Origin of the sequence: Bacillus sp. ILBB4 (assembly GCF_035064545.1) — a bacterium.
GTDB lineage: Bacteria > Bacillota > Bacilli > Bacillales > Bacillaceae_H > Priestia.
On sequence record NZ_JAIQVD010000010.1, the window covers coordinates 1 to 22344 of the forward strand.

Consider the following 22344-nt stretch of genomic DNA (forward strand, 5'->3'; position numbering starts at 1 on the left):
TTATGAAGATGAAGAATGACTACATTTATACAATACAAAGGAACTGACATTCAATTGTCAGTTCCTTTTTTATTATTCCGTTCAACTTTAGTCCTTGGGACATCTTTGGATCTCTCGTCCATTTCATAAAAAATATAAGCCACCAGGCCAATCTCCAACATATAAAAGCCAAGCACCTCTTACATCACCATCTACTGATCCCCTACTGCGGTAAGAGGAGCCGTAGGATGTCTGAAAAAATAAAGAATCTAGAAGATTTTGTGCATGAAAAGTAGGTTCCTGAAGGAGCTGATTCAGCGCATCGTGCGCAATGTATCAGCTCCTATAAAATTAAAACATGCTCCCATAATCCTAGCTTTCCCTTTGCTGGAATAAATTCATCCAGCATCTGCATATCCTCAACTACCCAAGCATAACCTCCCACTATAAAGTTACCCATAAAATAGTCATTCCCTGATACGATTCGACCATCCTCCAGAATGGCCCATGTCTCATTGTTTTCAGTTACCTTCAAACAATCTACAAGTTTGCATACAGCAATGATCTGGCCAGTTGGAAGATTCTCTGGTGTGTATCCGTGCTTACCAAGCAACGACTTTATGGCTATATGGTTAGAGACGTCTTTATCTATTTTTTTACTTGTGTGAATGGCAAGTGGCCCCCGATAATTCGTTCTCCATGACCTTGTTTCATATGTTGCCTCTCTAAGGACAAAAAGGCTTGCCCACGGCTGGATCATTGATAAAACCTTCATTCTGACAGCCTCCAACCTATAGAAGTTTATTTTGATTATAGAGTGTCCCTTTAAAGGAATATTATGAGCAAAAGGCAGAATATCAGTTCACGGAGATCCAATTTATGAGGCATGAGTCATGACCAGTGATCATTAATATCATATATTAATCAGCGAACTATTTTTGTTGGGTTTTACAAACTCACTAGATGTGATTGGGCACGAACTTACACATGTAGTGACCCAGTTCACAAGCGGGCTAAAATATGAAAAGCAGCCTGGAGCTTTAAACGAACAGATTTAATGTGGTTTGTTATACCAATTGTGGAAGTTTACGTAACGGAAGGAATTCAACTGGTGAATCGATTCAACTAGGCGTAAGTAAAATTAATATTTATAGTGATATGAAGTATGCATATTTTACAAAAGCACGCGAAATTCTAAGTACTACCGAATACTGGGATCCACTTTATTTTCCGAAAAGCCAAACAAAAAGCGTTTGTCAGGTTGAAGGGTGCAATGGTAAACACAAGAGTTTAGGTTATTGTTCGAAGCATTATAAACGATTTAGAAGTCATGGAGATCCTTTTTTAGTTGCGCCAACACACGGAGAGATTAAAAGGGTAAAAGAATAAATTTGTCATAATTAAGGTTCAGAAAAAGGGAACCTGAAAAGGGTTCTCCTTCTTACTATGAATTATATTATATTTGTTCAGTAGTACAATATTAGATATGTAAATAATAAATTATTTACGATATATTTATGGTTTTAAACTTTACACTTATTGAAGACAAATATGAACATATTTCTTCCAATTCCCTGCAATATAAGTCTTTTTATATAATTAATTAAGATTTAGTGTAGAAAAAAGTAAATTTAAGGAATTGTTATTGGGATTTTGAACAAACTACCCAAGACGTTCTGCAACGTTGGCCAAACATTGATTATCATGCATGAAACAGAAAAAAACAACTGAATGGACCCAGTTGTTTTTTCTGTTTTTTAAGCTGTATATGATATACAGAGCTCCCTCTATAAATTGAGTAATACCAAGGTTTTATAGGGAGAAGCTTATAACATGTAGAAAAGTTATCAATTTCTCTATAAAAAAGACTATAAGCAAAGTGCTAAACTTTGCTTATAGTCTCAATAATTTTTAAATATTGCACATCTCCTAGACCATACTGAGGAAATGACTGGAATAAATTTTCTAACAATTCATTTTGTGATTGACCTTGATTTTTTCTTATATATGTTATGATTTCATTATCGGCCTTTATATATTCCATGTATAACCTAATTCCTTGAAAAATGCTAGGTGTTACTTTTATATTAGGAAATTGATGATCTATCAATACTTGTTGATAAACCTTTTTATAACTGCTTAAAAATATTTCAGTTGTTTCAATCTCATAAGTCATTTCATTAACCATATTGAAAAATACTTTCCCCTTATACGCCACTTGTTCTAAATATGCTAGTACCGTTAGCATATTTATTTGACAGAACATATCATCACCAAACCACGAAACGATACATTTATACTCTTTTTCAAACAGTGGTTTTAAGGGTGTCGTAGTGAGATTTCTGTATTCTTGTATAGATACCTTATGTCCTAAAGCCCTTAAATTTATAAATTCTTCACTGAATATTGCAACACTTGTTTCATGTGAGCACATGGCTTCGTTAAAAGGAATATACTCACCTTTTTCCAAAAGTTTATTTGTTTGAAATACCTCGTACATTACCTGTCCATTTAAAATATTTAATATTTCGGAACCAAATTGATGATTCATTTTACTATGAAAATCCTTAATCTTCTCCCTGTAGGAAAGATCTATCATAACACTCCTCCTCATAACACTTACATTTCATTCTACATCACTCATACAAAATAATGGGTTTTAAACGAGGATTAATTACAAAAATGAAATTATGCAATAAAAAGAGCTAAAACACTACAACCTTATTTTAAATCTATATAGGATACACAGATATAGTTACCATAATGTAAATTATAGGAAAACATAAACTCAAAAGCCCTTTTATCAACGGCCTTTTGCATACTATAAATTTAATTTTTTCATTAAGGCAAAAAGATTACATAGCTTTTTCTATCTCCAAGTACCGTTCTACTTTTCTTTTTATTCGTTGAATAGCATTATCGATAGACTTTTCAGGTATACTTAATACTTTGGAAATTTCTATATATGAATAGTCATTTATATATAAAGCCCATACTCTTTGTTCTAATTTACTAAGTAATTCGGCTATTTTTTGTTTCTTTTCTTCGAATTCTTCTTGATCGATAAGTAATAATTCTGGATTTGTTATATTTCTTTCGGCTATCATATCCAGAAGCATATAGGTTGATCCTTGATTAGATAGGGACTTGTATAAGGAAACATATGCATTTAGAGGTCCATGTTTTTGACGAGCAGCTGTTTTAACTGCAGTGAACATCTGTCTCTTAATACAGAGCTCAGCGAACGTTTTAAAAGAGGACATCTTATCCTCTTTAAAATTACGAATGGCCTTATATAGACCAATCATTCCTTCTTGAATAAGATCTTCCTTATCTGCCCCTTTTAAAAAATAGGTTGATGTCTTCGCTTGAACAATCCTCCGATATTTTTTAATTAAAAAATTTAGTGCCTCCTCGTTCCCGTAATAAATTAAGTTTAGTAGATCTTCATCTTTATATTTATCATAATTTTTGATATTTGCACTCACTCATATCCCTCCGCCAATCTTAGGTGAATTTTGAAAGTATTCCTGGAATAGCAAGCTTAATTTTTTTAAGATAATCTTAGTCAGTAAAAAAATATTGGTTTGTTGTAAGACAAAAAGCGCCTAGAATAGCCTGGCGCTTCTCTATATACCTTTATTTTTCGATTATTATTTCTCCATCCCTCTAAAGTATAAACAACTAGAAATAAAAATGTTGTCGAACTTTGGTAATGCTTCCAAGAAATCTAATCTTTTGCACTTCACAATGATGTATAAGATAAATAAAAATTCTTCTTTAATTTAAATAACATTTTTTCTATTTAGAGATACCCTATAGAGTTAGTTCACGTTTTAAGTTGTTATTTCCTCAACATTACAAGGTTCACATAAATGAATTAAAAACAAATATCATCACACTCCCAATAAATAGAAACCACATCATTATTATTATGGGTTTCATAAGTGATAATAACATCTTTTTTATACTTTAGAAGGTTACGTGAGATCAAATTAGCTTCTCCTTTTAAAAAAGAGAGCATCAAACGCGCGCTTTAATACAACAACTGTTTTTTAATAATTTTAGGTAAAATAGCTTTCTTGTTTGACAAAGGCTAAATCTTCCATTATCATCAACTCAAACTTATTTACGGGGAGAGGTAAAAATGAAAATTTATGTTGATGCAGATGCTTGTCCGGTAAAAGATATCATTATCTCTGAAGGTACGAATGCTGAAATTCCTGTTATCATCGTTACTAGCTTTTCTCATTTTTCTAATGTGGAACAACCATCAGGAGTGGAAACCATTTATGTTGATTCTGGAGCAGATGCTGCGGATTATCGGATTATGGGGTTAGTAGAAAAAGGAGATATAATCGTTACGCAAGATTATGGTCTTGCTTCGCTAGGTTTAGCAAAAGGGTGTGCGGTACTTCACCATAATGGGTCTAGCTATACAAATGAAAACATTGACCAATTATTACAAACACGTTATCTGAGTGCAATGGCTCGAAAAAGCGGAAAGCGTACAAAGGGGCCAAAACCATTTACACCCGAAGATAGAGAGAAATTTAAGGGGCTTTTTAAAAGATCCATTTCACGTTAAAAAAGAACCATCCATTTTTAAGAAAAACCTTAAAAAATAAATTGTCCCAATATTAAACTAACCTGCCCCGTTAGCTTAAGTACATTTCTTCACAATCTTCTCTATTTATTTTAACAAAATTTCCCTAATTCTCTCGTTAAGTATTATTCCACAAAAGGGCCCTTAACAAAAAAAGAGCAAAATTCTCGTTAAGATAACCACCGTTATAAGAACCTGTAAAAAAAGAGAAGATGATATTCCTAATCTTCTCTTTTTCTATATTTAAACTGTTCCTCTTTATAAATAAAATTCATTATTAAACAAAATCCTGCTAGAAGCCAACCAATAATAGGGGAATAAATAAAAACATTTGTTAATAATAATCCTCCACAAATAAAGATTACCGAAAACATTAATAAAAAAACGTTAGTGCCTTTATTTCTATTCATATAAAATACCTCTCTAATTAATCAACTAAGTGAAAAAATAAAAACTTTCGAAAGAATTCCATAAAATTTCCTAAGCAAAAAAGGACATCTCTTTTATGCCCTGTTCCCTCGTATCAGCCCCACCTACGCTAAATACTATGACAGCCACTCATGCCATCCAACCTACACTTAGTATAAATGAAAGCGATTACAAAGTAAAGTAATTAATAAAATATTCTGTCTATTTTTTATTATATTAAACTTGCCTATTTCGAATAATATTAAATACAATGAGCAAACTACTCAAGATGTTTCCAAGCATCACCTGATAAGTAGTGATACGTATAACAGAAAAACTCCCTTAACGCATTCAGGGAGTTTTTCTGTTTTTTTAATGTATACCATATACAGAGCTCCCTCTATAAATTCCTGTGCACTTCTACACTTGTTAATCCATTTTACAATATCATCCTGAGAGGGTTTATTAGCTCGTCTCTTTGAATCAATAAAGACTGCTTCAAAACGTTGTTTACAAGGATCCCAAAACGAAGCAACAGAATCCATAGACATTGTATCGTCATCTATAACATCATCTTCATCAGAAGTTTCTTCACCTATCCTTTTAAAGTCTTGATTTTTCAAACCTATATACCAAACCGAACCATTTAAAAAATGGACAAAATAATCCTCACCTCTCCGCCACCTGTTCTCTAAGCTAATTTGTGTAGTTCCTTTAAAACCGTTTCCTAGCCCTGTCTAAAGCATAAAATTTGATTTTGTGTATAAAGGAAAATAATATAGAGATATCGGAAATTATCAATATCCTTTTGTTCGATTGGTTTATACGCATTCAAGGCAAATAGATTTTAATAAGATCAGAAAGGGGCGGACACCGTTGAATCGGGAATCAAATATGATAAATGACGAACAAGTAATTGAAATTTTCAAGGCTCTCTCAAATCAAATCAGAGTAAATATTCTGCAAATGTTGAAAGAACCTGATAATAATTTTTCCCCGCAGGCCCATGTCATCAAAGAAAAGGGCTTTGATGGCGGGGTTTGTGTTAGTGATATTCGTAGCAAAGTAGGACTATCACAGTCCACTACCTCCCAGTATTTGTCGATCCTATTACAAAGCGGGATGGTGGAAATGAAACGAATCGGACAATGGACTTATTATCGACGCAATGAGGAAACCATTAAACAGCTTGAAAAATATATAGGCTTAAAAATATAACCTTTTAAGGAGGACCAAGAGTGAGTTTTCAAAATCATCTTGCCTATAACAGCATGTACCAGAAAGACAAAATGACACTCGGATTTATCCTCCCGACTGCCAGGATGTCTAAAAATCCGATTATGGAGAATCAGCTGGAGCTTGCCCGTAAAATTGAGGAATATGGCTTTGCTTCATTATGGCTCCGTGATATTACGATGCAGAATTTGAATATTGATGATAACGGCCAAAAGTACGATTTATGGATTTATTTGACGTATCTTGCTGCCTATACGAAGCACATTGCGTTAGTGACAGGAAGTGTAGTTCTCCCTTTGCGCCACCCTGTCAGGGTAGCCAAGGAAGCTGCATCAATCGATCAATTGTTTCCAGGTCGATTGATTATGGGAGTGGCATCAGGGGACAGGGAAAAAGACTTTACAGCTTTAGGAATATCTAAGCAAGAAAGCGGTTCGTTATTCAAAGAAAATTTCGAAATTCTCGACCGGCTGTTAAAAGAGGATCAGCCGACAATCCACAGCCACGCCGGGCTGATCGATGGTACAGATATGAGGTTAATCCCAAAGCCTGTATCTTCGATTCCGACCATGGTGACTGGATTTAGCAATCAGTCTATCAATTGGATAGCTAGGAACGGGGATGGATGGCTTCAATACCCAAGAAGCATTATTCAACAGGAGCAGCTTATCCAGGATTATCGTGCTTTAACTGAAGTTCATGCTCCAGGAGATTTTAAACCCTTCTCTCAAAGCTTGTTCATCAATTTATTGGAAAATCCCGATGAAATGCCTGTCCCCATACCCTTAGGCTATTCCGTGGGAAGAAACCATTTAGTTGATCTACTTCATCAATTTCAAGCGATTGGTGTCAACCATTTGGGGTTTGTTCTGTATTTTTCCAAGCGTCCTCCAGAGGAAGTAATCCAGGAACTTGGAGAATTTGTTTTGCCCTACTTTCCAACCCATAAAGGTACAGGCCAGCTTTAAAAAATTAAATTGTATAAAAGGAAGAAGAATTATGACAAAGAAAATCGAACTTTCAGTACTAGATCCCTCCCCAATTGTCGAGGGAGGATCAGCCAAACTTTCTCTTCAAAACACGCTTGATCTAGCAAAGGAAACAGAGCAGTGGGGATATAAACGGTTTTGACTTGCTGAACATCATAATTGGGCAGGAATGGCGAGTTCAGCATCCCCGATAGTAATTGGACGAGTGGCCTCTGTCACGGAAAAAATGCATATTGGATCAGGCGCAATGCTACTTTCCCATTATTCTCCTCTTTCCCTGACCGGGTCGACCTTGGATTGGGGCGGGCACCTGGCACCGACCAATATACAGCAAATGTATTGCGGCAGCGGGTTGCTGGTGAACCTGAATTTGATGCCCGGCTGGAGGAGCTTATCACATATCTTTATGGTACAGGAACAGCCACTAAGAATGGTTCATTTAGCTTTCACGCCATTCCCGGCGAAAAAATAAATGTGCCAATTTGGCTGTTAGGTTTAGGGTTTTATAGTGCACAATTGGCTGGAATACTTGGGTTACCATTCTCTTTCGCGGGACATTTTGCTCCAGGTAACATGATGGAGGCGATAAAACTGCACCGAGATTATTTTCGTCCGTCTCAATTTTTGGAGGAGTCTTATGTACTGTTAGCCGTTCAAGTGGTGGCTGTTGATAATATGGACGAGCTTTGGAACGATAATGAACGTAGGGCGGTTGAAGAACAGCTTTTCACTTCCATCATCGGGGACCCTGTAGATGTGAAGCAGCAGCTCCATGAGTTAATAGAAAAGACTGATGCTGATGAAATTATGGCTCATACAGAGATTTTTGATCATAAGGCACGGCTACGCTCTTATGAAATTCTGGACCAGGCTACAGTGAATTAAACAGTGTCTAGTCTAATAAAGGATGTATTTTCTGCAGATATTAAATCAGTTAAATCAATGTAATTTAGATTGAAGCAGTAAAAGAAAACAAAGGAAACAGCCTGTAAATTCTTTTATAGGTTTGAAACGGAATTTTTAAAGAAAGAAGATGAGCATATGCCTGAAAATGATACAAAACAAATTACGAATATTCCATTCTCAATCCTGGATCTCTCTCCAATTGCAGATGGAAGTACGCCGGCTGATTCTTTTCGCAATACTTTGGAGCTGGCCCAGCTCGCTGAAAAGCTGGGGTATAACCGATATTGGCTCGCTGAGCATCATAATATGCCATTTATCGCCAGCTCTGCAACATCGGTAGTCATTTCCCATGTAGCAGCAGGTACATCAAAAATTCGGGTAGGTTCAGGCGGCATTATGCTACCGAATCATGCACCCCTTGTTATTGCTGAGCAATTTGGTACTCTGGAATCATTATATCCAGGACGTATTGATCTTGGCTTGGGCCGTGCACCAGGCACTGATCAGCTTACCGCACGTGCATTAAGACGTGACTTGAGAAGTTTAGGAGAAGATTTCCCTGAGCAGCTGGCTGAGCTCCGGAATTACTTTGACCCTTCCCTGGCACAAGGATATAGTCATGTTAAAGCAATTCCGGGTGAAGGATTAAACATACCTATTTGGCTGTTAGGTTCAAGCGGATACAGTGCTCAGCTGGCAGGAGAGCTTGGACTGCCGTTTGCATTTGCTAGCCATTTCTCGCCGCATAACACACTGCCGGCTATCCAGCTGTACCGCCGTTCGTTTAAGCCTTCTAAAGTACTGGACAAGCCGCATGCAATGGTAGGGATAAACATCATTGCGGCCGACACAGATCAAGAAGCTGAGCGGCTCGCTACAACATTGCAGCAGCAGTTCTTAAATTTGATGCGCGGGAAGGAAGTCCCATTGCAGCCGCCAGTGGATAATATTAACGATGTAGCGAGCGACTATGAAATAGCTGCCCTTGAGAATCAATTAGGAACTTCGATTGTCGGCAGTCCTCAAATCGTAAAAGAAAAGCTGGAAAAGTTTCTGGATGAAAGTCAAGCCGATGAAATCATGGCAATCGCCCAGGTTTATGATCATAAGACCCGCCTCCATTCCTATGAAATATTGGCAGAAATTACTCAGCTAAAATAGGTCAAAACTGGACGAGCCTTATGGCAAGCTTTTAATGTATCTCCATAAATTTTTTGTATAGAATATAAAAAAGTGCCTGTCAAAGAAATTTTTGTAGTCTATGTTATCCAGTTGCTCAATAGCAAAACCCTTTAACAAACTTGATGTAAACAAAAGGAGAAAAAAAGATGAATACAAAATATGAAGCTGCTTTTAAACCATTTACCTTCCGTTCTGGAGTTGAAATAAAGAACCGTATTACAATGGCACCCATGACCAATACGGCGGCACATGAAAATGGTGAAGTATCAGACGAAGAAGTTGCTTACTATCAAGAACGTGCCGGTGGTGTAGGAGCCGTAATCACCGCATGCACATACGTCACCAGGAATGGAAAAGGATTCCCGGGTGAATTTGGGGCGGATTCTGATTCCCTAATCCCTAGTTTAAGAGGTGTGGCGACAGCTATACAGGAAAAAGGTTCAAAGGCGATTTTACAAATTTTTCACGGTGGCAGAATGTGCCCGCCTGAAGAATTGCTCGATCGTCAACCAATTGCTCCGAGTGCGGTAGCAGCAGAACGGGGCGATGCCGTGGTACCTCGGGAAATGACAGCAGACGAAATCGATGAAATTATTAAAGCATTTGGTGAAGCAACCAGAAGAGCAATCGAAGCTGGGTATGATGGGGTTGAAATCCATGGTGCCAATACGTATTTGATTCAACAATTCTTTTCTCTACACTCAAATCGCAGAACTGACAAGTGGGGTGGAACGCTGGAAAAACGTATGTCCTTCCCACTTGCTGTAGTTGACGCTGTTAAAAAAGCAGTTTCAGACCATGCAACAAAACCTTTTATCATCGGCTATCGGTTATCGCCTGAAGAAAGAGAGAATCCTGGCATCACCATGGAAGAAACGTTGCAATTAGTGGACAAGTTAGTGGACCTAGATCTGGATTATCTCCATATTTCGGTCGGCGGCTTTTGGAACGGATCAATCCGTGATGATAACGATCAGACATCCCGAGTTGTTATGATCCATGAACGTGTGGGCGATCGTGTTCCTGTGATGGGTGTCGGGATGCTGCGGACACCCGATGAAGTGATGAAAGCATTTGAAACAGGTGTACCTTTAATCGCTTTAGGGAGGGAATTGATAATGGAACCTCAGTGGGTACAAAAAATACAAGCCGGTGAAGAAGACAAAATCCGTACAACATTATCTAAAAAAGATCAAAAAGAACTGGCTATTTCTGATAAAATGTGGGAGTACTATACTGGCATCCCTGGCTGGCTTCCTATTGTATAAGGAGTTCACTTATCTCATTCCATCTCTGCTTCCTTGAATTGTTCAACAAAAAATGGGAATCGTGATGATAATTGTCCTTGCTCAGCAAGTATAAGAATATACCTTATACTAAACAAGACGGAACATTTTAAAGGGAACTCTTTTAGACGTATATTTAATTACTATAAATTTTTACAAATCTAGCTTTTAAAACCTACAAACACTGGGTGGCTTTTTATTTTATTAACGATAATAATTACTTTAACATCTTGTAATAGATTTAAATATCTCGTCCGTAAACGTATAGAATAAAAGGAGATTATACAGAAAAGACCACATTTTTCAATTTGTGGTCTTTTCTGTATATTTTAAGCTATTTTCTATTCGAGATTAGCATGTTTACCGTACATTTTATTAGAATCTAGGCTTTTTTCTCTCTAAAGCGTAAGATTAAGGCATCATAAAATAACAGCATTGTTTGCTCAAATAGTGATCCCATTGGTTGAATGGTCCTGTAATCACCTTCAGATTGATCTTTCGTGACTCCCAGTAATTTAACAGTAATATCAGCTAACTCTCCAATGGTTGATTCAGGAGAAATGGTTATAGCTGCGACATTGGAAATTAATTATAGAGATGGAAACATCAACTCCAGTTTTATTATGGTGTATGTTCGCAAAAATGTATACTTTATGCTTTTTCAGTTTACATAACAGCAATTATTGGCAATAACATGCTAAAAAGTCCTTTTTATTTAACGCAAATCTATCGTTTTTTTCTTGGGCTTAAAATTAATGTGATTCCTGTTCGTTCTTTATTATCGATTAAAATATTTGTAAACCCAGGAACACAAACCAAATCAACACCACTGGGAGCTACGAATCCCCTTGCAATCGCAACAGCTTTAATGGCTTGATTTAAAGCGCCGGCTCCCATTACTTGAATTTCCACATTACCTCTTTCTCTAAATACGGCTGTAATTGCACCTGCAACTGAATTTGGATTTGATAGTGATGATACTCTTAATATAGTATCCATATAAAGTGCTCCTCCTGTTATTTAAACGATTTATTTAATCATTGGAACGAATGTAATTGACGTATCTTTAAATCATATTCATATCCTGATTAAACTGAACTATTAAACCGATTCCTAAATGGGTGCTTCAATTAAAGGATTTAAGACATACACCTCTTAACTTTTGTTTATTTCCCCACCATTCCCATGATAAATGGAGTAAGATCACTCAACTTTGTTTTATCGCTAAGAACCTTCAAAAAAACAGTAGAGACATGTTCAGGTATAGGTGTTCGACTATCTACAGTTGCTGTCAAAAAATAATATAAAAAATCAAAATGATTTCCTCTTCTCATGGCATCACTCAAATAATGAGCATATAGATTATTATTTAATAGCTTCCTCTTTACGACTGTTCCAAAATCATACAATTCATTAACAGTTATATTCACAAGGTATTCCTCCTTCTAAAGTTCAGACGGTTAAAAAACGGATACCACATAGTTACTATAAACTGAACGAAAAAACTTTTTAACTGCGTGTAGAAAAACACTCTACTATCTATAATGAAAATACTATGTAATATTGCAGGTGGAAGCTGTTACATAAGTGTATTATATTAGAAAATGGGAACTTGTATGGATACGCGTAGAAGGTAGTGGGGAAGAGAAAAATTATCTCTGTAGCAAAAGAATGTTAATCCTATGGGCAATTTAATTAGCTTGATTTGATGATTTTTGCACTAATACCATATTAAGATCACTAAAAAGAAATCATTGATAAACTAATAATTAGACTTTCTCCTTACCAGCTTCAAAGAGAATTAGGAGGTTTTATTTATATATATTCTTTTTCAAACTAAATTCCCCTGCTCTATTTCTTCTAGTAAATCTTTAATCTATTTACATAAATTAATCCTCGAATTTAACATTCCGTTTTCTTTTGACATCAAATTAGCTTCTTATAAAAAGGTTTATAACAACAATAAACGACCTATTCATTCGATTAGAATCATAAGGTCGCCTACATTATCTTCATTTTCATTTTTTATCCTTCCGATTTGCTTTATTTATAAGTTTATTCTTTTATATTTTCATCTTCTAACTGTCTTAGGTTCTCATCGTGACATTGTTTAAATAAATAAGTAAGGTGCGAATGTAATTCAAATCGCTCCTCCTCAATAAAATCAGACATATTTGTTTGTTTTCTCTCATCATTCCTTCCCCCTTTTTTATTTCACTTTTATATCTTTATGGCTCCCTAACTAGAAATCTCTTATACATACCAAGTGACCATTTATCATAAAAAACAGAGAAAATTCTTCACTAAGTTTAAATCAAATAAAGGAAATCAATAAATGTCTTCAATACCGGATAAATGAATAAAAAAAATATTTTATTTTTCATCTTTTAAAGACAGGGTCTGTTCATGGAGATTAAGATTATAGACACGGCCTTTACACGTTTGTAATGACCCATTTTTGATTAGTTTTTTCAAAAACATAGATTAACACTCCTCTTAACGAATGAATTGTGAGTAGCAAAAACTTAAAAAGATAGGTCTTGGATTGCCGGATTAACTATATGATACTCTGTTTCTAACTCATGTAATGTTAATTCATAGAGCTGTTTGTTTCCTTTTTTATAGATTCCTAAATGGATTAAAGAATCTATAATCGAGGTTTTTTTACGTTGTATGTCAGAATAGGTCTGTTCGCTCATTATCCCACCGCCTAAATTCAAAATGGTCTTTCGTATGATTGTCCGACTATTCTAATTCATTATAAAGCATGCCGGTTACAAGGAAATGAAAATGAAGTTAAACTGGTGTAATAAATAAGTAAATTTGATTACATAAGTGAACGTACATTTCCTACCTATTTACTTTATAATCAACTTTTATCGCATCGCTCAATAATATAATATCACTATGAATTTCACTTTTAATCAGTTCCTTTTCACAATTCTTGTATTCTTCTCTCAAGCGATTCACTTCTCTTCTAAATAATAAAAGATTGAGTTCATTATTCATTATAATAAGCTCCTTATAAAAACTAGCATTAAATACATTATGTTAGTTTTTTACTGTATATGAAATACTTTCTACAAAACTTCCCTTTAATTTATAAAAAAATCTAAATAGTAAAATTTTTGTTTTTGTCTCTTTATATCCTCTTCAAGTCTTTGCAGCAGAACCCTTTAAGCAATTACTTAAAAAATAATTTAAAAATCCAATATAAAACGGCTATCCACAATAAGATAATAACAATTCCAGCAGTCCAATTTTTCTTTTTAACATTCTCCGATTCTCTTACTTTTTCGCGACATTCATCAAGTACATCTTTAGGAATTAATTTTAAGACAAATTTGATTGCGAAAGGAATAAGGATGATATCATCTAGATATCCTAGTACAGGTACAAAATCAGGAATTAGATCTACTGGGCTAAATGCATAGGCTATGATTAATATGGATAAAAATTTTACGTAAAATGGAACTTTAAGATGTTTGTTAGCTTCTACTAACACAAAAATTTCTTGCTTTAACTTCCTTGCCTGTTCTTTTAATTTAGTTAGTGCTTCTCCCATATATATTTCCCCCTGTTATGTACATTGTCTTTCGTTATTTAATAAATTGTATCTTCTGTTATTATATAATGCAACAAGTGTTACATTTTTATCTTTTATGTTAAAATGAATGAAAACGGTATGAGGAGTCTAAGATATGTCTACAATTAATTGGATTATTTTTACGTATAAGATTCCTTCGGAACCCTCTTCAGCAAGGGTTAGAGTTTGGAGGAATCTTAAAACCCTTGGAGTTTATTATCTTCAACAATCCGTCTGTATCTTACCTTTTAAGGAAGAAATTATAAAAAAGTTAAAAAAGCTTGAATTATTTATCCATGAAAGTGGGGGAGAAACCTCTATCCTTGAAATTGAAAGCCTTTCGCTTTCTTCGGAGCAAATGATAACGTCCAAGTTCAATCAGGAACGAGCCTTGGAATACAATGAATTCATTGAGGAATCAAATAAATTCTTACAAGAAATAGATGATGAGACTACTAAAGAAAACTTTTCATTTAGAGAAATAGAAGAAAACGAGGCTGAATTAAGAAGGTTAAAAAAATGGTTGGTAAAAATAAAGAAAAGAGATTATTTTTTATGTGAGACAAATAAAGAGGCATCAGATCTCTTTGAAAAATGCAATAAAGTGCTTGAAGAATTTACAGAGAAGGTATATCTATGTGAAGGGCTTGTCGAAGAAAAAAATGTGTAATGAGCATTTAATTTATTTAAATAACACACAAAGAGGAATAACATCATGATTAAGGGTTCCATCAGAAAGAAAGTAATTGGAAAGTTTTTTATTCTTTTATTATGCACTTTTTTGTTAACTAGTTGTTCAGCAGGAAACTATGTACAAGGGGTCATATTAGACAAAGTAAATGTGGCTGGCATTCAGGATCTTTCTCCAACTCAAGACAAGAAAGTTGCTACGTTGAAGGAATTACCAGATTATCTTAAAATGGCTTTTGTTATAACTGAAGATAAACGTTTCTATGAACATAAAGGTGTTGATCCGAAAGGTATTCTTCGAGCTTTATATAGAGACGTATTGGAAGGAAGTAAAAGTGAAGGGGCCAGTACGATTACACAGCAACTTGCCCGAAACGCATTTCTTTCAAATGAAAAAACACTTACCAGAAAAACGAAGGAAATTGCCTATGCTTTAGAATTAGAGAGAAAATACTCCAAAGATCAAATTTTAGAGATGTATTTAAACCACATTTATTTCGGCAGTGGAGCCTACGGAATTCAGGCAGCCGCACAAGAATACTTCGGGAAAGATGCAAAAGATTTAACTATTTCGGAGTCTGCTTTATTAGCTGGTTTACCTAAAGCACCTAGTAAATATTCTCCTCGTAATAATATAGGTTTAGCAAAAGAACGACGCTCTACCGTTCTTTCATTAATGGAAGAAAATCATATAATTACTAAACAAGAAGAAGAAGAAGCAAACAAGCAAGAAATCCTTTTGACCAAGAAAGAAGTGGGACAATAAATTGTTATAACTTCTTTAGGTGTGTTATCTCTCTCAATTATATACAGAGATATTTCTTGTTTAGAAACATTAAATGGATAGTATTTAATACTCGGAGCAAACTACTCAAGACGCCGTGAGGCATCACACCAAATTTCCTATTCTAAACATGGGAAACCTACTGTACAGGAGCAGTAGGTTTTTCTATTTTTCGACTATATATGATATGCAACATTAGTTAACATAAAACGGATTATAGGTATCTACAAAAATAAAAAAGAAAATTATTGTAATCGACCTTGTATATAATTAGGAATCTATATTGAGCTCATTAACTGAAAAAAGTATTCGGACTTCTGAGTTTTATTTAAGCTATACCATGAATCTAATGTATTTGATGCGAATACATCTAATTTTTTTAATACGTCCCTCGCGAATTCTAGAGGTGCTACTCCTGAAGCAGTAATCATGTTATTATCGGATACTACAGGTCCAACCTCATATAACTTCTCCCCTTTATAATTGGGACAGACCATTTTTGTATATTCTAAGTTATTAAGCGTATGCTTTCTAGAATCTAAGTATCCACTATTTGCAAGGGCATCAGTAGCACCACAAATTGCAGCTACAATAGTACCAAGCTCTAAAACTTCCCCAACTTTTTTCAATATAGGTTGATGAATCTCCTCACTCCATGTATTTCCTCCCGGTAGAATTAAAAGATCTTTATCCAAAAGGGTGCACTCATCAAGAGAAATATCCGGCTGTATACTCAGCCCCCCCATTGTTTTAATAATTTCTTTATTAACTCCTACCGTCATTACTTTTAAAGGGGCTGAACCTTGTCTGAAATATCTTCCTGAATTTAGTTCAGCAATTAAATATCCATACTCCCAATCTGACATTGTGTTAAATACATAAATATAAACTTTTTTAATTTGCATATTAAGCCTCCAGAACTGACGTTCTCTATATTATACCATTTTAAAGACATATATTTATAAAAAAATATTAAAAATTCAGAAAACAATTAAAGGGATTGAGAATCATTTGAAAGAAAACAAAATAGAAAAAGTCGTAATAGTAGGATTAACAACTCCACATTGTGTATCAACTACTACTCGAGTGAGTGATAATTTAGGATTTGAAACGTATCTCGTATCAGATGCCATAGCTGCATTTGCAATAAAAGGAGCAGATAATGCATATTATCCAGCTGAACAAATGCATACTGTGTCATTAGCAACTTTAGATAATGAGTTTGCCAAAGTTTTAACAACTGAAGAATTGATCAAAAAGTTAAATTTGACTGAAGCAATACAATCATAAGATCTTTATTTTAACTGTATATCTTCTACAAGTGGAGTTACCATAATCAGAGTTATAGGTAGTTACTTCACTAAAGCACCCGATTGTTGAATAACATGAAGGTCTTATATCGCCAATACTTACCCTAAGAACATGACAAATAATTAAAGCACGGTAAATTTTTCCGTGCCAAACATATATTTTATTTCGGAAGATTTAGTTGCCACGAGACACCAAACTGATCATTTAACCAGCCAAACTTCTTACTGAAACCATAGTCACCTAACGGCATAAGTGCTTTCCCATCTATGATTAGTTTCTCATAAAGATTGTCAAGCTCCTCTTCAGTATCACAAGTAACAAAAATTGAAAATGAAGGAGTAAAGGAGAACTGATGCTTCACATTACTGTCAATGCACATAAATTCTTGCCCTTTTAAGGAAAAAGTAGCCTGCATTACAGTTCCTTCATCTCCAGGTTCATTCGCTCCATAGCGAACAATACTTGTAATTTCTGAATCGTCAATGATTGATATGTAATGATTCATCGCTTCTTCTGCCTTGCCATCTTGAAACATTAAGAATGGTGTAACCTTTTCCATATAAATCAACTCCTTAAATATAAATAATAATACATCAATACAATTTCTCTTTGAATTGCGTCAGAAGGAGTAAATGCTATCTAAGTTCGCATAATTTTAATTCATTCATATCGTTAACTATGCTAAATGAATTAAGGCTAATCAATTTTTAGTATGTATTATTACGGCAAAAGAAATCAAGAACCTTTAGCCCAAGAACAAACAAAGGTTTGGGAATGTACAGTAGAAGATTGTAAGGGCTGGATGAGAAAGGATTTCTCTTACGACAATCACCAAAAATGCCCTTTGTGTGGAAATTATATGAAAGCTGGAGAACGACTTATTAATAAAATCCCCCTTAATCCCCATCGAAGATAATTTATACAAACGCTATTACATAGATTAAAAATTACTACTATATTATTTAATTTAATTGAAAATATAGTTAATTTATTTGCATTTGCTTTCTATTTCTATTGTATGTTATAACTAGTTATACCTTGTATCGATCGTCTTGTCTAAAACCCAGGCTTTTTTTAAAAGCCTGGGTTTTCTATTGAACTAATAGTAGATAAATCATGGTTTTCTAATTATAGGACCATAAAAAAAGACTCCTTCATAAGGAGTCCTTTTTGTTATCACTTTTGATTATGCTTTGTGAACGTTAGCAGCTTGTGCTCCACGTTGACCTTGCTCGATATCAAAAGTAACTTTTTGACCTTCTTCTAATGATTTGAAACCTTCACCTTGAATAGCACTGAAATGAACGAATACATCGTCTCCGCCTTCGATTTCAATGAAACCGAAACCTTTGTCTGCATTAAACCATTTTACTGTACCTTGTGTCATAATGTTGCCTCCTGCTGTGGAATACTCCACAAATGTATTACCTCTCTTGCCCAATCATACTATTTCAAGATAAAAACTTCTGTTTAAGGTTTTTTCTTCTCTCAATCTTATACCGAACAAAAACAAGTTAAATATAGTGTAACACATAGGGATATTGATAGCAAATAATTGCTTTTTTCCGTTTAAACGTTATAATCATACTTGTCTACGGACTAAACTAAACAGTGAGAAAGAAGTGCCACTATGAGAAAGTTAAAACCCTCTTTTCAAAACCTAGTCAATGAAAACAGACATAAAATACTAGAAGATAAAAAGGTCGTGGAAAAGATTGAAGCAAAAATTGAAGCTCGCCAGGAGCAGGCTATAAAGATGAAAACAAAATAAGAGTAGAATAAAAACATCCTATGTAAACTGTAAACGGATGTTTTTTTGTATTGTACTGCTGTTGTATTTCCAGGTAGATGGCTTTTTACAGGATTTTTCATTTGCTATGTCGAATCTAGAAATGCACAAGAAAGGGGCTGTTAATATGAATTCAAAAGAGCAAAAGAGGTTGGCAACTACTAGAGAACAAATGGAGAATGCTAAAGAACAAACTGATTTATCTTCTGAATTAGAACAGGACTTAGAGAATTTAGGATTGCAACGACGAATGAAACAATTAGAGTTAGAAAGCAAGTACCTAAAAAACCAGAACGATGAACTACTTTAATTCACAGCACCCGTTCAGGGGTGCTTTTTCAACATTTTAGTACTTTTACCTCAGAACCACCTATCTATGATTAAGACTTTCTCCCAGAGCAAACAAATAAAAAAGATGGTTTACTCTCTTTTTATCTAATTCAGTTCTATCTATGTATGTATGTTTTATGATGAGATTCCATTAATCGCTATTTACTTTAAATCAACATGCTTCATTTCCAAAATAAATCTTTGATGGTCCAGATTACTTGATCTACAAAGGTTAATTCACGCTTATATCTCTTCCATTCCTTCTCATAATTAACCTCAATATGACATCCCATGAAAAGAGCTAATCGTCTAGTTGAAATATCTTTATAATGCCTTCTTTATGCATCTTTATAAATTATAGTATTAAGACACAACAAAATTTGACAAAATAAAAAACTTAAACTTATTCTATACTTAAAGATAAACTCAAGGAGTTGAGTTATAGCATAAATGGATAACATGCAGCGCTTTATAGAGTTAGTTTTACAGTTTGAACAATCCTTAAATAGAAAGCTAACTAATCAAGAAAAGGAATTCCTGATGTGGGTTGTAAAAAAGGAAAAACAGATAGAAGCGTAATTCTGAATTAATTACTCCTATCTGTTTTAGTAATGAAGGGTAGAGCCCTTCTTTTCAATTCTTCTTCGAGAATAAGAATGTTTGATCATTTAATTTCTCCTGTACCTGTACAAACCCTCCCGTAACAAGTAGCTTTAAATGTGTTGTATTATTTTCTATCCCAAAAGCTTTACATAATTCATATCGAATTTTCACACATCCCAATTTGTCTAATTCCCTTACAATACCTGTTCTTTTTATTTTATCTGAATTAAAACCTTTGTTCCACTCGGCAATTGATCGACTTGATAAGATATCAAAGAACCTGCGCTCCGATTATCAGCAGGCTTACCATACTCAATTTCTGCACCTGTTCCTCCTTCATCACAAAATGTCATTGAAAATTCATCTCTATCATAACCTTACTTAGTAGGAAGCCCCTTTAAAGATTAGCTTCTGTTCTCTTCTGCCCCATCAGGGTTAATTGTACAAATAGCTGACTTACCTTTATTAATGGTATGTTCAATATGTGCTGCAGTTTTAGAATATTTATCAGTCGGAAAATAGATCACTTTATCTATCATAGGATGTGTTACTCTCTTGTGATGAAGAGAATAAATCCTTTAAGTCAATGTTTTCTACGTCAGTCACATAAGCTAAAATCAACAAAATAAAAATAATCCAGTATATGATTTTTTTCAATCTTCTCAACTCCTTTACTAAAAACAGTATTATGAGAAACGCTCAGAATTGCAATGAATGGACAATGACCCGCGAAATAAAGGATATTTTCTTCTGGTAGCTTCCCAATAACAACACTTCAACACTTATGCACCAGAATCCCCTTAACTATGTATAGTTAATTTATGATTAAGGTTGTCCAATATAGATAGTCCCAAAAGGTACACCTTTTAGACTGTGAAAAAATGGGATAGCTCTTTAATGTCTATAATCTTTGTATTTTCTTGTAATTTTTTGATATCTTTTGTAGAAACCGTTTTCATTCTATCTTATATTGCTCATAATATTTTTTATTGGCTCTATCTTTTTATTATAGACCTACTAAATTTCCTAGAAACTGAAAAATTTCGATGAGGTGAGAAAAAGCTATGTCAATGGTAATCAATTCAGTAGGTCAAATAAAGGACTTACGAAAATGCATTGCAAAAAAAAGGAAAGAATTAATTGATTTAGGTAATAATTATGGACTTTTAGACAAAAAAACAATTAAGTGTAGTCAAGATTTGGACAAGCTTATAAATTTGCATATGAAATCTTATTCTAGTTCAACTAACATGTTTTTAGATTACGGAGGAGATCTACCTAGAATGAGACACTCGTATGGTAATCGTAAAGTTAGTGATTTCAAATATGAGGTGAAAGCTGTTGAGCTTGCAAGAAGTAATATTCGTTTTTGTTCTGCCCAATTGATTGCTCATTCAAATCTAGCAACATTTGGAGTATGTACTGCTTTAGTTCTAGTTGGTAATGGAACTAAAGCAGGTTTTGTTGCCTTTCAAAATTTACGAAAGTTAACAACTCATTCGTGAAAATCTATCTTTTCTAACGCTTTAAACTAATGTATAAATACTTAAAAAACATCGGATTAGAAAAAACTGATGTTTTTTTAAGCACTTTAAAATTAGAAACTGATACTAATTTAACTTTTCCTAATGAATCTTATTCCTTGATTTCATATGTACCATTGTTATATAACCACAAAACAGTATAATTTTTTTCTTTGAATATGACGTTACAACCAACCTTCATTAATTATCCTACCAAGCGCAAGGTTTTCTAAATAATTCTTTAAGGATACTGATTCATCAGTGTCCTTTTTTATTTTGAAAAAAACAGGGAATCTTTTAAGACTCGTCGTATTCATATAGATAAAGAGGTGGTTGAATTGAAACAATTAATTATCAATAATGTTGAATTTAACGTTGAAAATTTCGAAGAAAAAACAATTACACATTCCCCTACAGGTGAGCAGCTAAAAAAGATTGGTTTTGCATTTTCGGTTATAGGAAAAAAAGATTATAACTTATATGACTTCTTTTTCGAGAGCCCCCATTTTGAGCTTACTATTGTTGATACAAATGAGAAACTTAAAATGAAAAATATTTCACACAGTACTTTTTATCAAGCAGCAGAGATATCAGATGACACAAAAATCGTATTTAGAATTAAGTTACAACAAGAACCAGCCAAAGAAAAAGAACTTACAAAAGATCAGAAGTTGATGGTTAATGCCGTAAATGAGGTTGTTTTATCTAGAGTAAGATTTAAAGCGTTAGAAGAAATACTAGAAGAAAAAGGATTAATTAAAGGTGATGAATTATTTGATAAGATTGAAAAAGTAGCTAAAAGAGATTTTGACACGTTAAAGAAAGAATTACTTCAGGGTAAAGAAGAAATAAATACGTAAAAGCACTCCTATTTTATCAAGGTACTTATTTATTTTTCCATAAAGATCCTTTTCGTATATCATTTCCAATAAAATCCATTATGGTAACCAAAGATGTATACCATAGATAGCTTAAAAACAGAAAAAACAACTGGGTCCAATCAGTTGTTTTTTCTGTTTCATGAATAATAATCAATGTTTAGCTGACGTTGCAGAGCGTCTTGATAAGAATCGTCGATGATTTCGTAAAAACTTTCCTCTTTTTTATATTTTTATAAGAAACGAAAGAAGCACCTT

At 34.1% G+C, this 22344-nt stretch carries 26 protein-coding genes and 3 pseudogenes; 15 read left to right on the plus strand and 14 right to left on the minus strand.

What is annotated here, in order from left to right; genetic code table 11:
* Positions 1-322: 322 nt before the first annotated feature.
* On the minus strand, positions 323-754 hold the full coding sequence (locus LAV82_RS26065; protein ID WP_013056457.1) for an ASCH domain-containing protein: 432 nt from the start codon (positions 752-754) through the stop codon (positions 323-325).
* A 172-nt stretch (positions 755-926) separates the two neighbouring features.
* Here LAV82_RS26065 and LAV82_RS26070 point away from each other — a divergent pair.
* Positions 927-1034 (plus strand): annotated as a pseudogene (locus tag LAV82_RS26070) (M4 family metallopeptidase); the annotation flags it as partial.
* Between the two features lie 827 nt (positions 1035-1861).
* Here the strand turns inward: LAV82_RS26070 and LAV82_RS26075 are convergent.
* Both LAV82_RS26075 and sigH read right to left on the minus strand, forming a co-directional pair.
* A complete protein-coding gene (locus LAV82_RS26075; protein ID WP_499717257.1) occupies positions 1862-2578 on the minus strand; it encodes an AraC family transcriptional regulator in 717 nt (238 codons plus the stop codon).
* 256 nt (positions 2579-2834) lie between these two features.
* On the minus strand, positions 2835-3467 hold the full coding sequence (gene sigH / locus LAV82_RS26080) for an RNA polymerase sporulation sigma factor SigH (protein ID WP_499717258.1): 633 nt from the start codon (positions 3465-3467) through the stop codon (positions 2835-2837).
* A gap of 659 nt (positions 3468-4126) precedes the next feature.
* Between sigH and LAV82_RS26085 the strand changes: the two genes are divergently transcribed.
* Positions 4127-4567, plus strand: a complete 441-nt coding sequence (locus LAV82_RS26085; RefSeq protein ID WP_499717259.1) for a YaiI/YqxD family protein — start codon at positions 4127-4129, stop codon at positions 4565-4567.
* A gap of 239 nt (positions 4568-4806) precedes the next feature.
* Here LAV82_RS26085 and LAV82_RS26090 read toward each other — a convergent pair whose 3' ends face one another.
* Complete coding sequence (locus tag LAV82_RS26090) at positions 4807-4995, minus strand: hypothetical protein (RefSeq protein ID WP_011106177.1); 189 nt, start codon at positions 4993-4995, stop codon at positions 4807-4809.
* Positions 4996-5295: 300 nt separating this feature from the next.
* On the minus strand, positions 5296-5694 hold the full coding sequence (locus LAV82_RS26095; protein WP_499717317.1) for a PD-(D/E)XK nuclease domain-containing protein: 399 nt from the start codon (positions 5692-5694) through the stop codon (positions 5296-5298).
* Between the two features lie 193 nt (positions 5695-5887).
* Between LAV82_RS26095 and LAV82_RS26100 the strand changes: the two genes are divergently transcribed.
* The 5 genes and pseudogenes from LAV82_RS26100 to LAV82_RS26120 all read left to right on the plus strand — a co-directional run bounded on the left by LAV82_RS26100 (position 5888) and on the right by LAV82_RS26120 (position 10574).
* Positions 5888-6211 (plus strand): ArsR/SmtB family transcription factor, encoded by a 324-nt coding sequence (locus LAV82_RS26100; RefSeq protein ID WP_211079400.1) that lies wholly within the window; start codon positions 5888-5890, stop codon positions 6209-6211.
* A gap of 20 nt (positions 6212-6231) precedes the next feature.
* The gene (locus tag LAV82_RS26105; RefSeq protein WP_211079361.1) at positions 6232-7197 is read left to right on the plus strand and encodes a TIGR03571 family LLM class oxidoreductase; all 966 of its coding nucleotides are present in this window, start codon (positions 6232-6234) and stop codon (positions 7195-7197) included.
* A gap of 31 nt (positions 7198-7228) precedes the next feature.
* Positions 7229-8103: pseudogene (locus tag LAV82_RS26110) on the plus strand (MsnO8 family LLM class oxidoreductase).
* Positions 8104-8259: 156 nt separating this feature from the next.
* On the plus strand, positions 8260-9285 hold the full coding sequence (locus LAV82_RS26115) for an LLM class flavin-dependent oxidoreductase (protein WP_211079362.1): 1026 nt from the start codon (positions 8260-8262) through the stop codon (positions 9283-9285).
* 167 nt (positions 9286-9452) lie between these two features.
* Positions 9453-10574: an NADH-dependent flavin oxidoreductase gene (locus LAV82_RS26120; RefSeq protein WP_499717260.1), complete on the plus strand. Its 1122-nt coding sequence runs from the start codon at positions 9453-9455 to the stop codon at positions 10572-10574.
* Positions 10575-10933: 359 nt separating this feature from the next.
* Here LAV82_RS26120 and LAV82_RS26125 read toward each other — a convergent pair.
* The 6 genes and pseudogenes from LAV82_RS26125 to LAV82_RS26150 all read right to left on the minus strand — a co-directional run.
* Positions 10934-11169, minus strand: a pseudogene (locus LAV82_RS26125) (phosphoheptose isomerase family protein); the annotation flags it as partial.
* Between the two features lie 149 nt (positions 11170-11318).
* A complete protein-coding gene (locus LAV82_RS26130) occupies positions 11319-11591 on the minus strand; it encodes a stage V sporulation protein S (protein ID WP_499717261.1) in 273 nt (90 codons plus the stop codon).
* A gap of 167 nt (positions 11592-11758) precedes the next feature.
* On the minus strand, positions 11759-12022 hold the full coding sequence (locus tag LAV82_RS26135) for a hypothetical protein (protein ID WP_097825606.1): 264 nt from the start codon (positions 12020-12022) through the stop codon (positions 11759-11761).
* Positions 12023-13117: 1095 nt separating this feature from the next.
* Positions 13118-13291, minus strand: a complete 174-nt coding sequence (locus LAV82_RS26140; protein ID WP_211079365.1) for a Fur-regulated basic protein FbpA — start codon at positions 13289-13291, stop codon at positions 13118-13120.
* A gap of 151 nt (positions 13292-13442) precedes the next feature.
* The gene (locus LAV82_RS26145; protein WP_211079366.1) at positions 13443-13601 is read right to left on the minus strand and encodes a hypothetical protein; all 159 of its coding nucleotides are present in this window, start codon (positions 13599-13601) and stop codon (positions 13443-13445) included.
* Between the two features lie 175 nt (positions 13602-13776).
* Entirely contained in the window at positions 13777-14157 is a 381-nt protein-coding gene (locus LAV82_RS26150) for a YkvA family protein (protein ID WP_211079367.1), read from the minus strand.
* Positions 14158-14293: 136 nt separating this feature from the next.
* Here LAV82_RS26150 and LAV82_RS26155 point away from each other — a divergent pair, with 136 nt between their 5' ends.
* Together LAV82_RS26155 and LAV82_RS26160 are read left to right on the plus strand one after the other, a co-directional pair.
* Complete coding sequence (locus LAV82_RS26155) at positions 14294-14848, plus strand: Chromate resistance protein ChrB (RefSeq protein ID WP_499717262.1); 555 nt, start codon at positions 14294-14296, stop codon at positions 14846-14848.
* Between the two features lie 45 nt (positions 14849-14893).
* Positions 14894-15634, plus strand: coding sequence for a transglycosylase domain-containing protein (locus tag LAV82_RS26160; RefSeq protein ID WP_499717263.1), 741 nt, complete (start codon positions 14894-14896; stop codon positions 15632-15634).
* Positions 15635-15930: 296 nt separating this feature from the next.
* On the opposite strand, the gene LAV82_RS26165 is transcribed toward LAV82_RS26160, so the two are convergent.
* A complete protein-coding gene (locus LAV82_RS26165; protein ID WP_211079370.1) occupies positions 15931-16557 on the minus strand; it encodes a type 1 glutamine amidotransferase family protein in 627 nt (208 codons plus the stop codon).
* A gap of 94 nt (positions 16558-16651) precedes the next feature.
* Here LAV82_RS26165 and LAV82_RS26170 point away from each other — a divergent pair, with 94 nt between their 5' ends.
* The gene (locus LAV82_RS26170) at positions 16652-16942 is read left to right on the plus strand and encodes a cysteine hydrolase family protein (RefSeq protein ID WP_499717318.1); all 291 of its coding nucleotides are present in this window, start codon (positions 16652-16654) and stop codon (positions 16940-16942) included.
* A gap of 181 nt (positions 16943-17123) precedes the next feature.
* Here LAV82_RS26170 and LAV82_RS26175 read toward each other — a convergent pair whose 3' ends face one another.
* Entirely contained in the window at positions 17124-17522 is a 399-nt protein-coding gene (locus LAV82_RS26175) for a VOC family protein (protein WP_013083310.1), read from the minus strand.
* Between the two features lie 153 nt (positions 17523-17675).
* Here LAV82_RS26175 and LAV82_RS26180 point away from each other — a divergent pair, with 153 nt between their 5' ends.
* Entirely contained in the window at positions 17676-17879 is a 204-nt protein-coding gene (locus LAV82_RS26180; protein WP_499717264.1) for a cold-shock protein, read from the plus strand.
* Positions 17880-18149: 270 nt separating this feature from the next.
* Here the strand turns inward: LAV82_RS26180 and LAV82_RS26185 are convergent, their stop codons facing one another.
* Complete coding sequence (locus LAV82_RS26185) at positions 18150-18350, minus strand: cold-shock protein (RefSeq protein ID WP_013056497.1); 201 nt, start codon at positions 18348-18350, stop codon at positions 18150-18152.
* 243 nt (positions 18351-18593) lie between these two features.
* Between LAV82_RS26185 and LAV82_RS26190 the strand changes: the two genes are divergently transcribed.
* The 4 genes from LAV82_RS26190 (at position 18594) to LAV82_RS26205 (ending at position 22068) form a co-directional block, all read left to right on the plus strand.
* On the plus strand, positions 18594-18734 hold the full coding sequence (locus LAV82_RS26190) for an FbpB family small basic protein (protein ID WP_211079373.1): 141 nt from the start codon (positions 18594-18596) through the stop codon (positions 18732-18734).
* 145 nt (positions 18735-18879) lie between these two features.
* Positions 18880-19062, plus strand: coding sequence for a hypothetical protein (locus tag LAV82_RS26195; protein WP_025751379.1), 183 nt, complete (start codon positions 18880-18882; stop codon positions 19060-19062).
* A 1687-nt stretch (positions 19063-20749) separates the two neighbouring features.
* Positions 20750-21190 carry an aspartyl-phosphate phosphatase Spo0E family protein gene (locus LAV82_RS26200; RefSeq protein ID WP_211079374.1) on the plus strand — a complete coding sequence of 147 codons (441 nt, stop codon included), beginning with the start codon at positions 20750-20752 and terminating at the stop codon, positions 21188-21190.
* A 347-nt stretch (positions 21191-21537) separates the two neighbouring features.
* Positions 21538-22068 carry a hypothetical protein gene (locus LAV82_RS26205; protein WP_499717265.1) on the plus strand — a complete coding sequence of 177 codons (531 nt, stop codon included), beginning with the start codon at positions 21538-21540 and terminating at the stop codon, positions 22066-22068.
* Positions 22069-22344 lie beyond the last annotated feature (276 nt).